This window comes from Paraburkholderia sp. C35 (assembly GCF_003121405.1).
Taxonomy (GTDB): Bacteria; Pseudomonadota; Gammaproteobacteria; order Burkholderiales; family Burkholderiaceae; genus Paraburkholderia.
In genome coordinates this window covers 39,448-52,074 of record NZ_QBUY01000010.1, presented here as the reverse complement: position 1 = coordinate 52,074, position 12,627 = coordinate 39,448, and the positions used below count along the sequence as shown (strand labels likewise).

The window sequence follows — 12,627 nt, the reverse complement described above, 5'->3', positions numbered from 1 at the left end:
TTATGTGTTGTCCGGTTTGAAGAAGCGCGGATCCGCGCCGTCGAGCACCTGTGCGAACTGGCCAGCCCACGCGCCGCGCGCCATCTTCGCGCGCTCGAGCAGCTCGCCGCCCGCCATCACTGCGGCGTGTTTCATCTCCGACCACGTCGCCAGCTTGTCGGGATGCAGCACGAAGCCGTAGAACGAACTGATCGCGAGATTCTTGACCACAATCACGCCACCCTGCCAGCTCACCGCCCAGAGGTGGTTCGGATACTTCTCGTTCAGCGCTTCGCCGATGTTCTTCGCGGTTTCCATCTGCGCGATGTCGTCGGTGCCGCCGAGATCGGCCAGATGAATCTCAACGTCGTTCATTCAATCCTCCGTGTAGTCGGGTTCTGTGAAGTCGCGCATCAGGTTGTGGCGCCCTTCATGGCCGAGCCACATGTATTCCTTCAACGTCACGTGCAGCTTGATGCTGTCAGGCAGATCGTCGTAGTCACGATTGCCCGTCGGATCAAGTGCGCGATATAGCGCGTTGGTTGCTGAGCGCATAGCGGCTTGTCCGTTTCCAGTTGTCGTAGGCCAGCTTCGGCGTGCTGCCGAAGCCGATTGCCCAGCTTTCGGCGAGCGATCTGGCCTCGCCACAGCACCACCGGCCATTCAGCATGTAGATGCGGGGCCGTTCACTCGCCACTGACGTCATACGGTCCCCTCAGCGAGTCCTCCATAAATCTGCTGTTGCTCCACTCGTACACCGTGTCGCGCTCGCCCCATTCTTCGCCCCATGCGGCAATCACCATCGACGTCACGCTGTATGTGCTAAACGTGACCTTCTGACCGAAAGTCGGTTGCCACGGATAGACCGGTGAGTTCATCTCAATCCTCCACGTAATCCGGCTCGAGCGACTGCTCGTCGATCATGATCGGCGCCGGCATGTCCATGTCGTAGATCCGGGAGCACACGTCGACCAGGTCTTTCTTGGCGCCAAACGGGAACAGCCGGTATTCCTCGCGGAACTCGAAGGTCAGGTCATACGCACGGCCGTTCTCGTCGCGGCGGACGATATTGCGACCAACCCGGAAGCCGTCACCCGCCTCGATCACGGTGCGCTGCATACGCGTGACCTTCTTCTCGTCAAAGCCGTATGGAACGAGAAAGCGGCCGTTCTTGCAGTCTGGTTCCAGACGCTGCACACGGTCGATCTTCGATCCGCCGCCCTCGCGCGGCCACGCCAGTTCCTCGATCTCGAAGAAGTGCTGCTCGATCTGCATCCGCTCTTCGAAGTAATCGAAATCAGACTCAGCACCGAACTTCTCGTAGCCGCACTTGACGATCTGCACGCCAGGCATGCTCATCCAGCGCCGGCGGAGCAGCTTCATCGCCTCCCAGCGCTCCGACAACTTCATCTTGTGGCGGAAGCCGTCGAGCAGATACTTGTTCTTCGCGCTGTCGATGCCGATCACCGCGAAGGCAGTGTTGTCGCTGTCCTTCTTCTTGCTGCGCGCCGGGTCGCACATCACCGCGACGTTCAGGATTGACGGACGCACCTCGTAGGAAGTCAGCCACTCCAGCTTGAACATCGCCTGCTGGCCGGTGAGCGGATTCTGCAGCATCTGACACGCGATCGTGTATTCGCCCTGATCGCGCTTCTTCTTTTCCCACTCGTCGACCGTCAGCAGCACTGGATTGCCGCTCGGCGTGCCGTCGTCGGTGGCCGGGTGAATGCGCTCGATCAGGCTCTTGCGGTCGATGATCGACTGGTACGTGTCCGCGAAGCTGTAGCGCGTGCCGACGTGCCAGCGCCGGCCGCCAGCCATGCCGAGGTTGTCCGACAGTTCCCAAGCTTCCGTGGTCTTCTTCACCTGCTCCGGCGTGGTCACCGATTCGCGCGTGACCACATCGTCATACACGCGAAGCCGGAAGTGAGCTGACGTCGGCTGCCCGTCGACCAGACCCCACGCCTCTACGGTCGCTTCCTTCGGATTACTCTCGCGCTTGACCAGCAGACCGTTTTCCAGCGACCAGCGCGGAGATGACTTCTCAGGCGTCCGGTACAGGATGTCAGGGAACGCCGCCTTCAGCCGCTCGTTCGACTGAAGCTCCATCATGATCTGGCGGAGGAACTTCTGCGCGATGCCGCGCGTGTGGGCAAAGATGCCGACGGTGATCTCAGGATCTTTCACGATCTCCTGAATCACGCCAGCGAACGTGATGATGGTCGACTTATAGTGCTCGCGCGCCCACAGATCGAGCTTCTCGTCCGGATCCGCCTCGACCTCCCGGCACCGCGCGTAGATCCACGGATGCAGCATGTCATGCCGGCCGCACACGCGCGTCAGCAGATAGAACCGATCCTCCTGAACCAGCGCGCGGATCGCGGTGAGGTCTCGCCCGCCGTCGTCCAGCTTGTCCCACTCGGTGAGCACTTCCTCCAGAGGGAGACTGTGCAGATCCATCAATCCGCCGTGCGCCCTCTGATGAGCGCCCTCAGATCGGACGCGCGCCCCAAGTCGATCGCGTCATTGTCGTCCGGCGGTGGCTCAGCCTCGCCAATTCCGTAGGCCTCGCGCTCCAGACCGATCAGGCGGGTGCGCGATCTCACGAGCGACTCATGCGACGACACCAGCAGCGCCACGTCCTTGGCGTCGGTCGCATTCTCCATCAGCGTATCAAGCTTCTCGGCAAGCTTTTTCGAGCGCGCCGCTTCCGCCCGGATGTCCTTGCGGTGCTCTGTAATGATCTGAACGTTCGCTGCAGCGGCTGCGAGAATCCCGTGAGCATCACTTTGTACGCTTTCTGTTAGCTTTTCCTGTACGTGTTCCTGTGCCTTTTGTTTCGACTCTTCTACTGCGGCCTGTATCAGTCCAGCTTTGGTCTGCGCACGCACCTGCTGTGAGAGGTCACGTGTCCACTCATACTTCTTGGCACGGCGGACAATTGCCGAGAGCGCGACTTCATGCTTCTGCGCTATCTGACGCAGGGAGAGCTGACCGACGCGGTAGTCGCGCTCGATTGCCTCCCAGTCAATGTCAGAGCGACGTCCCACGTTTATTGGCCCTGAAGGTAGTCGCGCAGCTTGGCGACGAGGCGATTGCCGTCTGTGCGTGCGCTGCCTGTGGCTTTCACGATGAACTGGTCAAGCTGGTTGCACCAGCCGAGCGGCGTATCGTCGGCGGGTTCCGTGCGCTCCGGATAGCTCACTACGGATGCCTGAGGCAGTTCGCCGACTGTGCTGACCGTCGAGCCATCCTCATACGTCTTCGTCTCGAAGCGATCCATCAGGTTAGCGAAAGTAGCAACGGCGTCGGCTGTGGCCGGTGAGAGCGGGGCAACGTCGGTCGAAGTCGCAGTATCGGCAGAATCCGCCGGCCCCGCAGGGTTTCCCGCAATGACAGGCGGAGCCGATCCACCAGCTTCAACGGGTGTGCCACCCTCGCTTGAAGTCGACGGGATCGGGCTTTCCGTCGGCTGGCCGGTTTGGATCGCACCAGTCGGGATGGACGGCGTATCGGGCGTTTGCTGCGGCGTGCCAGATGATTCCGTCACGACAGGGGCCGATGCGCCGCCAGCGGGCTCCCCCACTGGTGCCTGTTGCGGTTCCGTGCTCGACGGCGCCGCGTCCTGGATATCGCTCATGCTGGTGTTCCTCGATTCGATGTATCGCAATGCAGCTGCGGCCACTATTCCCGCCAGAGGGCCACACGCCACGCCAATCACTTCTTGCCCTTCTTGACGTGCTCGGGCAGCTTGCTGACCTTCTTCCCGTGGGTCTCAGCAACGAACTTCTTGCCGACGCTCTTCGGGATGCCGAGATTGCTCTTCCCCTCGGCAGCGGCATGCATAGCCGCGTTTTGAGCTTTCGATTTCGCTGGCATCGTCTTTCTCCGCAACGCCGAAGTCACACGTGCAGGACGCAGCATTGCGCCCGCACAACCCGCAGTCCGACATCACCGGCTCCCGCGCTTGACGGCCGGCTTCGCGCCTCCGCTGGCCACCTTGGCGTACTTCTGCGCTTCCGCGCTCGCGTGCCGCTTCGCCGCTGCGTGCCGCTTCGAGTCGGACTCAATCTCTTTAGCGCGCGCAAGCGTGTGCATGTCTTCTCGCGCACGCCAGTCTTCTTCGGCCTTCATCGTGGGCATGAGCACAGCAGCCGCCTTCTTGGTAGCCATGGGGGAACCTCCGGGAATAAAAAAAGCCCGCGACCTCAACGGTGGCGAGCAGAAAGCCGGACGGTGGCCCGGCAGGAGACGCTTGAATGGTGGCGACGACTAGGGGACTCGAACCCCTGACATCCGGATAGACAATCCAGCGCTCTACCAGCTGAGCTAAGTCGCCATGAGAGAGATGCCAGTCCGTATCACGCTACGACGCCGACCGCCGCTGACTGGCCCATAAACGAAAAAAGCTCACGCCGTTTCGGGCTGTGAGCTTTTCTGTGACAATTACGGAATCTATCGAAACTCTATGATATTACTCATTTTTTGCTCCGTCAAACCGAGGACTCGTGTTCACGAATGAGCATGCCTGCGATTTCGAGGCGGTCCGTGAAGTTGAACCACGCGCGTCCTTCTAGATCCTTCAGAAACTCCTTGATCTTCGCGTGCTGCTCGCCGGCGGTCTTTCGAGACACGCTGCAGAAGTCGGCAATCTCCTGAATGCTCAGCTTCTGACCGAAGAACTTCTCCGTCGATGCAAGGCGAATCGCGCGGCTCGACATGCCGCTGCCGACGGCCGTCAGACTCACGTCACACAGCTGGCTCGTCGCCATCGTCCAGATCGGGTTCGGTGTCCACTTGCTGCAGCAGGGCGATCCACACGTGCATCGAAGTCGCTTGGCGCTGCAGCGTGCGATCAAGGCAAGCGCCTCGGCGTAGTGGATCCGAATGACCTCAGCCATCACCATCCCGGCCTGACCCGATCCATCGAGTCCGGACAGGCCGCGGCCGCTGCCGTGCGCGCCGCGCGTGAGGAACATCGCCATCGGCGACTTCGCATACTGCTGATCGGAGAAGTGAAGCGCGAAAACGATCGCTTCCTTGGCGTCCTTGAAAATCCCCTCATGCTTAGCGCCAGTCATTTCCGCTTGCTCCCGTCGTCATAAAGTTCGCATCTGCGCATCCGATCGATGCACAGCTCAGCTTTTCTCTTTCTCTTGCGGCACGCCACCGCCGCGGTATTGAACAGCCTGTCAGTCTTCAGAAAAACGCAGCCGGCGCACGTGCGGTTCTCCCGGCGAATGAGAATTTCGAGCGGGTCGCCCTTTTCCCATTTCGCTTCTCCCTTGTCAGTCATCGAAGTAGCCAGGCGACAACACATGCGCTGGCTATTCCCAATAGCCACGCGGGCACTAGAGGGATAGAAACGTAGCAAACTGGCTTCCCGCTGTTGTTGGGCCACTGGCCTGTGATCGTCAAACCGCGCGATCCCGGTGACAGTTTCATCGCACCGAACCTTCCATCGAAGATGGGTCGCACGAAGTACTGGTTCGATTTTCTATACACCACGACAAAGCAGCTGAAGTGCAGCGTGCCCATCACCGCAAAATGTTCATTTCCCGGCGTGATCTCTACCTTCTCTAACCACTCCGGCACTTGCGCTCCGGGCACACCAATGCAGAACGGAAATTTCATGGGGCTACCGTGAGTAATCCGCGCTCAACTAACGCGACATAGGTTTTAACGACCATCTCGGCTTCGAAGATCCGCCGCTCGTATTTGTCCATGATCCCGCCCTGATCGAGGATCGAATGACATCCGCGCGTACCCGGCCGATCGCTACACAGTGCCGCCAGCGCGGCATCGCTCGACTTCAGTGCCATGCCTTTGTCGCGGTTCATGTGTGCTGCCTGCGTGTATCCAACGACGCCACAACACACGCACGGCAGCTGCGCGACGATTCGTCGGATTTCTTCGGAACGAAAGGTGAGTGTTTTCGGGAAAATGACGCGTGCTGTCATTTCTCCTCCAGCATCGCGAGGCGACCGTCGAGATTTGCAGGTTCGAACCATTTGGCGTCTGGTCCACATTCGCCGTCCTTGCCGCGCAACTTAACAGGCTCACCGGCGTAGAGCAGCTGCTGACCCGTGACGGGATCAAATTCCTGCCGCGTGCTCCGCGCGACGCAACTCGCACCAACGGCGAACTTCGAAATCTCGGTCACAGGTTTGTAGTGTTTGCAGTCTTTGCAGAACTTCATTCGCTCACCCCAACCGTCGACTGGATGACTGACATCGTTAAAACGCCATTCGTGCGCGCGAGGTCACACGGACGGCCGCACACTTGGCGCCGGATCGAGCCGTCCCCGTACTCGATCACGAGGAAGGCGTTCGCCACTTCTCGCGCATCGTCCTCTGTCATCCAATCGGCCTGCTGGCGCAGATGCGCGGCGACGTCGGTATTGCTCGCCGCGAGGCCGTTGAGCGGAAGGGATTTCAGATCCGCAGACATTCAGTCACACTCCCCGCCATCCGAATCTGCCGCAGCAAAAAGGCGTTGCTTCAACAGGTAGCCTTCGAGCGGCCAGATCTTCTGCACTGCGTTCTGGCGCGCGATCTTGCGGCCGATCTCGATGTCGAAGTTTTCCGGCGATGCGCAAGCACTTTCGCCGGTCACGGTGAAGCCATTGCGCAACGTCAGTACGCAGAAGGTGAGTAGCATGTGCGCACGGCTCGCCACTTCGGGACGCTCGAATGGCGAGACGTCCAGACCGATCGATGCGTGATGTGCTGTGAAATACAGTTCGTCGATAATTGCCGCTTCGATATCGGAAGGCGTCACACGCGGTGCCGTCTTTCCCTTGCGCACAATCTCGTCTTCGATCTTCTCGTCGCCGTTGCGCGGCGTCTGAGTTGCCATGTTCATGTCCATTTTCTCTAGGTGATTTGAGCCAGTTGTTTAGATCGACAGATTCCTGCCGAACCACGATTCGCGTTCGCGCGACGCGGCTTCGAACGCTTCAAGGCACGAGATCATGTATTTCGCAAGAATGAAGTCTGGGGTATTACTAGCGTTTTCACGGGAATGCTCATTAAGAAGTCGTTCGAGTTCTGCCTGAAGCGCGCCATCTGTTCCACTGAGAGGTGATGCGGGAGCGGCAATCTCGGTGCGAGAAGGATTAGGTGCGGGATTCGATGCACTCATTGCGTTTTCTCCTATTGGGATATCTGTGCTATTCGTTATGCCAGGCTCGGCTTAGAAATAATTCGCCGTAATACGGGGTGAACTACACGACAGCGTCATCGCTCGATTTCAGGTCGAAGAAAATTTTCACGATCGGGCGGACCTGAAAATTTGGCATCCCCGATAGGACGAATTACAAGTCGAATCGTTACCTCTTCACACATTCCCATCGTGTGCCTCCGTTCCATGTCGATGTGATGCAGCAACCAGTCAGGAGCAACGCGAGCTATCAATGGCTCGAGCGATTCCTTGAACTGTCTGAAAATCAACCGTGAATGCACGTCGTTATAGGCTGTTCTCATCACGTCGTCTCGTGCTTCTCAATCTGAGCATTCTCTTTCTGCTCATGTTTGACTGCCTGCCCTTTTTGGAAAGGCATCCACTCGGCGTAACCGCCTCCTTCCGGAGGTAAATCATCGCCCTGTAACAACGTCACGCTGGTACGCGAATGTGCACCGCCGCCGCACGCATCAAACACCGCAAGATTCACTGATCGGTCTGAGTGAACGTACGCAATAAGCGCGGCAAGCTGTTGGTCGCTAGCAAGCGCATCATTTTTTTCGGGTGTAAACCAGACAACACGGCCAATGCTGGGTTTGATCATCGTTTGCTCCTGTGGTTAAAAGGTCTCGTCGAACGAGACGGAAAAATCGTTTGCCGCGTTCGCCTGCACGCGGGTAACGTAGTCGGTGAATTCCTTCTGCCCCATCTCAGACGTCGACTTGCGTCGGCTGAACAATTCACCGGTCGGCAGCGTCACGTCGACGCGTGGGCAGTACAGGTTCGCGTAGTACTCGTGCCACGTGTCGGGCTTGAACTGCTGATCGTTCACCCAGGCCTGCTCGGAGATATCGCGCAGCACGACACCCCAGTAGAAGGCGTTAGCTTCTGAGGTGCGGCGCCGATCCTCCGCCGTGACGATCACGCGGAGCGGCGTGCCGCGTTCGATGTGAGCTTTCGCGTGCTCGCGCACCAGCTCCTTAAGCAGATGCCAGACAGCAGGCCCGGAAAGCGTGAATTCCTTGTAGAGACGCGCGCTCACAGAATTCTCCCGATGAGATACATGCAAGCGGCAATACCGTGTGCGGCCCACCATTCCATCTGCCGAACGGTGATGCGTCGGCTTCCCAGCACAATCGACAGCGCAGCAACGAGAAATGTGAGCAGGCATACGCGTGTCATGCCGCCGCCTTCGTGAGGGACGCCGGCGCTGCCGATGGCTTGTGTTCATCGCAGTAGTCGCGCCCTTCGTGGGTCCAATGCGCCTTCACGCGCGGGCCCAAGCGACGGCACACGCAGCAGTAGCGCCAGCCACCGCCCTTCACCATGTCTTTGGTAATCCGTTTCATGCCGCCTCCCGTTCGTCATCGAAGTCCTTCAAATTCATCGACGTCTGAAACACGCGTCCACGCTTGCCCTCTGGAACCCGAGAAAGACCGAGCGCTGTCGAAAACGGATTGATGCTCTTCACGAGCTCGCCCTGCTGCAATTTCATTTCGCGCTGTCGCTGGTGGTAGCGTCGGCTAATCTGAATGGGTGTAAGGCGTGGCGGCCGAGGAGCGCTTTCGCCCCCACCCACCGCCCACACCTTTGACTTGGCCCTGCCGGATGGCTTGTAGTCGACGACGTGGAACTTCGATCCGCAGTTGAAGCGCAGCACCTCCATCACGGTGCGACACGCGATCCGTGTCTCCCCGGCAATCTCGTCTGCCGTCAACGGACCTTTCTTCTCAAGAAGACGGCGGATCAGCACAATCGATACGGACTCGGCGCGCGAAGGTCCGCATGGACGGCGGCCAAACTTGTACAGCGCCGCGCTTCGGACTGCCTCCCATGTGCGTCCAGGGAACAGATGCATCAGCTCTTTGTATGACTTCTCGCTGGCCCATGCTTCCCAGAGAAGCCCCAGATCCTTACCGCTCCACGGTTTATCAGGCACGCTTTTCATCACTCGATCTCCTCAAGCCAAAACCACGATCTCAGAGAAGAAATTGAACGAACCGTCGAAGCTGCGACACCGAATCGAGGGCCAATCGAATAGCTGGATTCGCCGCTCTTCAGCGCTTTCCGAATCTCGATCACTTGAGCCTCCGTCAATCGAACTCGACCAAAGCGCTCCCCACGATTCGACGTTCCATGCATCACCTTGTCAGCTTCGTTTTCCGCCTTCGTCGCCCACCGAAGGTTTTTGTAGAGGTTATTGAGACAGTCGCCGTCGTTGTGCGCGGCTTCGTGCATAGGGGTTGGTGCTGGTCCATGAAACGCCTCGGCAACAAGTCGAGATACGTGACATGCCCGCTTCTTGCCGCCACCTCGCATTACGATCATCAGGCGTCCGTTTTCAGAGAGGTATGGCTTCCTCAATCCGATGTGGCCTAACCGCTTAACCACACGCTTGATGCCCCCGAACTCGCTGATCTCGTACTCAGGCCAGCTTGGGCAGGATCTCCACTCCATTACTCAATCTCCTTTGCAATGGCGTAGTGCAGAATTGCCAAACTATCGGCAGCGTTGTCGTCCACCACCTTGAAGCCGCGGCGCCGGGCTTCGTCCACCATCGCGTCCTTGTTGCAGTTGCCGCGACCCGTCCAGCTCTTCTTCACAGAGGTCACGCTGACCGGCTCGAGGCGGATACGGTTGATGTCGCAGAAGACCTCGAGGCAGGCGAGGAACCCGCCGTATACATGCGCGGCAACAACGTTCGGATGCTCACGCGTGCCGTGCGCCATCACGTTTTCGTAGTAAGCGACGTGGAATTCGCCACCGACTTCCCGCTTCAGCGATGACAGGTGCGCAGAAAAACGAAGCCAGCGTTGCCCAGCTGCGTCGGTCTTGCGCGGATGGAAGCTGATAGATCCATGCCGCACGCGCCCGTTTGCATCGCGCGTCGACCAGCCGAGCTGAGTGCCCAGATCGAGAGCGAGAATGCAGAGTGTGTCCTGCGCTACTTCGACGGTCGGTACATCGAATTCGGTTACGAGATCATTCATTCGTCAAATCCTCTTGATGCCCGAGGTTTCGTGCGCGGCGTCGGGATGTAACCGCCGGAGAGATTGCCGAACTTCGCCTGCTCGGCAATGAATTCGAGATGCGCGGTGCCGAGCGCGCCGTTGCGCTGCTTCGCGACGATCGCCTCGGCTACGCCCTTGTCCGACGTGTCTTCGTGGTAAACCTCGTCGCGGTACAGCAAGACGATGATGTCAGCGTCCTGCTCGATCGTTCCGGAGTCGCGCAGGTCCGAAACCATCGGCCGCTTGTTGGGACGCTCTTCGAGTTTTCGGTTCAGTTGCGATAGCAGCATCACCGGCACGCCGAGTTGCTTGGCGAGCAACTTCAGCCCGCGAGTCACGGCACCGATTTTCAGGTCGTGTCGCTCTTCGCTGCCGAGCTGGATCAGCTGCAGGTAGTCGATGACTACCAATCCCAAACCGTGTCGCCGCTTGATTGCTCGGCTTCGGCTAACGATGTCCCCGAGGGAAACGTAACCAGATTCGTCGACGAAGATCTGCGTCTCGGTCATGTGCTGAACGGCGCTCGTCAGATACGGCCAATCAGCATCATCGAGCTTCGAGCCATCGCGCAGCTTCGAGATCGGAAGGCCCGACAGCCGAGCGAGCGTACGCATGTTCAGTTGCTCGGTCGGCATCTCGAGCGAGAACACTGCCACGGGCAGACCGAGTTCTGTTCCGACGTGGTCGGCGATGCCCATCGCGAAACCCGTCTTGCCCATTGCTGGACGGCCAGCAACGACGATCAGCTCGCCACCACGCATCCCACCGTCCAAGCGCCAATCGAGCGCCTTCAGGCCGGTCGAGATCGAGGTCTTCTGCGAGTTTCCGCTGTGATACTGAGCATCGAGTTTTTCGAGATACGCCGGAAGACTCTCAGACGCTAGCTTCGGCGCATCCGACGACAGATCCGCCAACTCCTCGAGTCGGCTCTGTGCCTCGCCGATGATCTCGTCGACCTCTTTCCCGTTCCGGGTGAACGCCATCGCGCTGACTTCGTCGGCAGCCGTGATGATCCCGCGCAGCTTCCAGCGATCGATCACGATTTCCGCGTAGCGCCCGATATTTGCCGCGCTCGGCGTGTTCGAGAACAGCTTGTTCAGGTACGCCAGGCCGCCGGTCTGGTCAACACGACCGTCCGACTGAAGTCGCTCGTAGACGGTCATGACGTCTGCCGTACGCGTCGCCGCGATCAACTTCGTGATCACGTCGAAGATCACTCGGTGTTCGTAGCGGTAAAAATGTTCGGCGCGCAGGCCTCGCAACTCGTCAAACGCGTCGTTGTCGAGCATCAACGCACCGAGCACGGACTGCTCCATCTCGAGCGAATGCGGCGGGGTGCGCAGGCCTGAATCGTCGAATTCGTGGGGGGCGTTCATGCTGCGTCCCTCGTGAACTGGCCGCCTTTGACCTTCGTGTAGCCGTCACGACCGATCAGCCAATCGAAACCGCAACGCGGCGGCACGTCGACGTTTTTCGCAACCCAAGGGAAATACCGCTTCCAGAAGTCGGGGTCTTTCGTTCGGAAAGTCAGGAAATCGTCGATTGCGTTAGCACGCGCTTCGGTGAACACGGCGGTGTCGATACGGCCTAGGTTGTCTCCAAGCGAGGCGTTGTACGTCTCGATGACCGAGATCTGCTTTTCGGTGTACTCGACCACCAGTTCATCCTGCCAGCAGGCCTTGTTCAGCCAAGTGGACGCGTGCTTGATAAACCGCTTCTGCTTCCACTGCTCCGACTTCTTTGCGATATCCAGACCAGCAAGGATCTGCTCGAGCAAATCGTCATCAGGGTTGAGCGTGGTGAAAGCTTTCAGGGCGTCCTGCTTTTGCGTCTTCCTCGGGTACGCCGACCAGAAAATATCGAATCGCTCGCCAAGCGAGCGAGGGAAGGTTTTTGTCTTTTGGTAGTTGTCTTTTGAAGGGTTGTCTTTTGTGGTTACCGATTCGGTAACGGGGGGGGTTACTGATTCGGTAACCCCAGGGTTACCGATTTGGTAACCCTTTTCAGCCTCATCTGGGGTTACCGATTCGGTAACCGTAGGTGCCTGAGATTCATCCATTTTTTGGTCTGGAATATCGTTGTTTTCCGGTTGTTCGGGGGTTACCGATTTGGTAACCCTAGGGGTTACTGATTCGGTAACCCCAACCCACGACTTGTAGTGCTTGTTGATCCCCAGTCGATGACCGAATTTGCCCACTTCACGCGTGATTACCCGGCGCGCTTCAAGATCGCGAACCGCAACACTGACGTGAGGTTTGGCAATGCCAGTCATCTCTGAGAGCTGGGACAATCCAATGTCATCCTGCTTCTTGTTGAAGCCGTAAGTCTTGCGGATCACGGCCATAACAACGGCCCACTGACGCGCGTTAAGACCGGCCAACAGCAACGCATCAAGCAGTTCATTCGCGAGACGCGTGTAGCCGTTCTCGAGCTGCGGTGATTCGTCTTGCACACA

The 12,627-nt window shown here is 58.7% G+C and carries 25 protein-coding genes and 1 tRNA gene; all 26 read right to left on the bottom strand.

Translation table 11 applies throughout. The features are described 5' to 3' along the window. A complete protein-coding gene (locus DK391_RS09190; protein WP_109477697.1) occupies positions 1–354 on the bottom strand; it encodes a hypothetical protein in 354 nt (117 codons plus the stop codon). After that, the gene (locus DK391_RS09185) at positions 355–534 is read right to left on the bottom strand and encodes a hypothetical protein (RefSeq protein WP_109477696.1); all 180 of its coding nucleotides are present in this window, start codon (positions 532–534) and stop codon (positions 355–357) included. Positions 535–665: 131 nt separating this feature from the next. Continuing rightward, positions 666–857, bottom strand: coding sequence for a hypothetical protein (locus tag DK391_RS09180; protein ID WP_109477695.1), 192 nt, complete (start codon positions 855–857; stop codon positions 666–668). Between the two features lies 1 nt (position 858). Further along, the gene (locus DK391_RS09175; protein ID WP_109477694.1) at positions 859–2,439 is read right to left on the bottom strand and encodes a hypothetical protein; all 1,581 of its coding nucleotides are present in this window, start codon (positions 2,437–2,439) and stop codon (positions 859–861) included. Next, positions 2,439–3,029, bottom strand: coding sequence for a hypothetical protein (locus tag DK391_RS09170; protein ID WP_109477693.1), 591 nt, complete (start codon positions 3,027–3,029; stop codon positions 2,439–2,441). Before DK391_RS09170 ends, DK391_RS09175 begins: the two co-directional genes overlap by 1 nt. Positions 3,030–3,031: 2 nt before the next feature. Beyond that, a complete protein-coding gene (locus DK391_RS09165) occupies positions 3,032–3,619 on the bottom strand; it encodes a hypothetical protein (RefSeq protein ID WP_109477692.1) in 588 nt (195 codons plus the stop codon). A gap of 77 nt (positions 3,620–3,696) precedes the next feature. Then, positions 3,697–3,858 (bottom strand): hypothetical protein, encoded by a 162-nt coding sequence (locus DK391_RS44240; protein ID WP_162600757.1) that lies wholly within the window; start codon positions 3,856–3,858, stop codon positions 3,697–3,699. 72 nt (positions 3,859–3,930) lie between these two features. Continuing rightward, positions 3,931–4,152 carry a hypothetical protein gene (locus DK391_RS09160; protein ID WP_109477691.1) on the bottom strand — a complete coding sequence of 74 codons (222 nt, stop codon included), beginning with the start codon at positions 4,150–4,152 and terminating at the stop codon, positions 3,931–3,933. A gap of 90 nt (positions 4,153–4,242) precedes the next feature. Beyond that, a tRNA-Asp gene (locus tag DK391_RS09155) sits at positions 4,243–4,318 on the bottom strand. Positions 4,319–4,472: 154 nt separating this feature from the next. Continuing rightward, entirely contained in the window at positions 4,473–5,060 is a 588-nt protein-coding gene (locus DK391_RS09150; RefSeq protein WP_109477690.1) for a DNA-binding protein, read from the bottom strand. Further along, positions 5,057–5,275, bottom strand: coding sequence for a hypothetical protein (locus DK391_RS09145; protein ID WP_109477689.1), 219 nt, complete (start codon positions 5,273–5,275; stop codon positions 5,057–5,059). The genes DK391_RS09150 and DK391_RS09145 overlap by 4 nt, the downstream gene beginning before the upstream one ends. Next, positions 5,272–5,613 carry a hypothetical protein gene (locus DK391_RS44235; protein ID WP_162600756.1) on the bottom strand — a complete coding sequence of 114 codons (342 nt, stop codon included), beginning with the start codon at positions 5,611–5,613 and terminating at the stop codon, positions 5,272–5,274. The genes DK391_RS09145 and DK391_RS44235 overlap by 4 nt, the downstream gene beginning before the upstream one ends. Next, positions 5,610–5,939, bottom strand: a complete 330-nt coding sequence (locus tag DK391_RS09140; RefSeq protein ID WP_109477688.1) for a hypothetical protein — start codon at positions 5,937–5,939, stop codon at positions 5,610–5,612. Before DK391_RS09140 ends, DK391_RS44235 begins: the two co-directional genes overlap by 4 nt. Next, complete coding sequence (locus DK391_RS09135; protein WP_109477687.1) at positions 5,936–6,178, bottom strand: hypothetical protein; 243 nt, start codon at positions 6,176–6,178, stop codon at positions 5,936–5,938. Before DK391_RS09135 ends, DK391_RS09140 begins: the two co-directional genes overlap by 4 nt. Beyond that, positions 6,175–6,429, bottom strand: a complete 255-nt coding sequence (locus DK391_RS09130) for a hypothetical protein (protein WP_109477686.1) — start codon at positions 6,427–6,429, stop codon at positions 6,175–6,177. The genes DK391_RS09135 and DK391_RS09130 overlap by 4 nt, the downstream gene beginning before the upstream one ends. Beyond that, entirely contained in the window at positions 6,430–6,837 is a 408-nt protein-coding gene (locus DK391_RS09125; RefSeq protein WP_343225394.1) for a Gp49 family protein, read from the bottom strand. 39 nt (positions 6,838–6,876) lie between these two features. Continuing rightward, positions 6,877–7,122, bottom strand: a complete 246-nt coding sequence (locus tag DK391_RS44230) for a hypothetical protein (protein ID WP_162600755.1) — start codon at positions 7,120–7,122, stop codon at positions 6,877–6,879. A 95-nt stretch (positions 7,123–7,217) separates the two neighbouring features. Beyond that, on the bottom strand, positions 7,218–7,463 hold the full coding sequence (locus DK391_RS44225; protein WP_162600754.1) for a hypothetical protein: 246 nt from the start codon (positions 7,461–7,463) through the stop codon (positions 7,218–7,220). Continuing rightward, complete coding sequence (locus DK391_RS09120) at positions 7,463–7,765, bottom strand: hypothetical protein (protein WP_109477684.1); 303 nt, start codon at positions 7,763–7,765, stop codon at positions 7,463–7,465. The genes DK391_RS44225 and DK391_RS09120 overlap by 1 nt, the downstream gene beginning before the upstream one ends. A gap of 15 nt (positions 7,766–7,780) precedes the next feature. Then, complete coding sequence (locus tag DK391_RS09115; protein ID WP_204117323.1) at positions 7,781–8,203, bottom strand: recombination protein NinB; 423 nt, start codon at positions 8,201–8,203, stop codon at positions 7,781–7,783. Between the two features lie 136 nt (positions 8,204–8,339). Further along, positions 8,340–8,510 carry a hypothetical protein gene (locus DK391_RS44220; RefSeq protein ID WP_162600753.1) on the bottom strand — a complete coding sequence of 57 codons (171 nt, stop codon included), beginning with the start codon at positions 8,508–8,510 and terminating at the stop codon, positions 8,340–8,342. After that, positions 8,507–9,109, bottom strand: coding sequence for a hypothetical protein (locus tag DK391_RS09110; RefSeq protein ID WP_109477682.1), 603 nt, complete (start codon positions 9,107–9,109; stop codon positions 8,507–8,509). The genes DK391_RS44220 and DK391_RS09110 overlap by 4 nt, the downstream gene beginning before the upstream one ends. Next, complete coding sequence (locus DK391_RS09105) at positions 9,109–9,618, bottom strand: HNH endonuclease (protein WP_109477681.1); 510 nt, start codon at positions 9,616–9,618, stop codon at positions 9,109–9,111. The genes DK391_RS09110 and DK391_RS09105 overlap by 1 nt, the downstream gene beginning before the upstream one ends. Beyond that, positions 9,618–10,151, bottom strand: coding sequence for a polynucleotidyl transferase (locus tag DK391_RS09100; RefSeq protein ID WP_109477680.1), 534 nt, complete (start codon positions 10,149–10,151; stop codon positions 9,618–9,620). Before DK391_RS09100 ends, DK391_RS09105 begins: the two co-directional genes overlap by 1 nt. Continuing rightward, the gene (gene dnaB / locus DK391_RS09095) at positions 10,148–11,548 is read right to left on the bottom strand and encodes a replicative DNA helicase (protein WP_109477679.1); all 1,401 of its coding nucleotides are present in this window, start codon (positions 11,546–11,548) and stop codon (positions 10,148–10,150) included. Before dnaB ends, DK391_RS09100 begins: the two co-directional genes overlap by 4 nt. Continuing rightward, complete coding sequence (locus tag DK391_RS09090) at positions 11,545–12,624, bottom strand: replication protein (protein ID WP_109477678.1); 1,080 nt, start codon at positions 12,622–12,624, stop codon at positions 11,545–11,547. Before DK391_RS09090 ends, dnaB begins: the two co-directional genes overlap by 4 nt. Between the last annotated feature and the right edge of the window lie 3 nt (positions 12,625–12,627).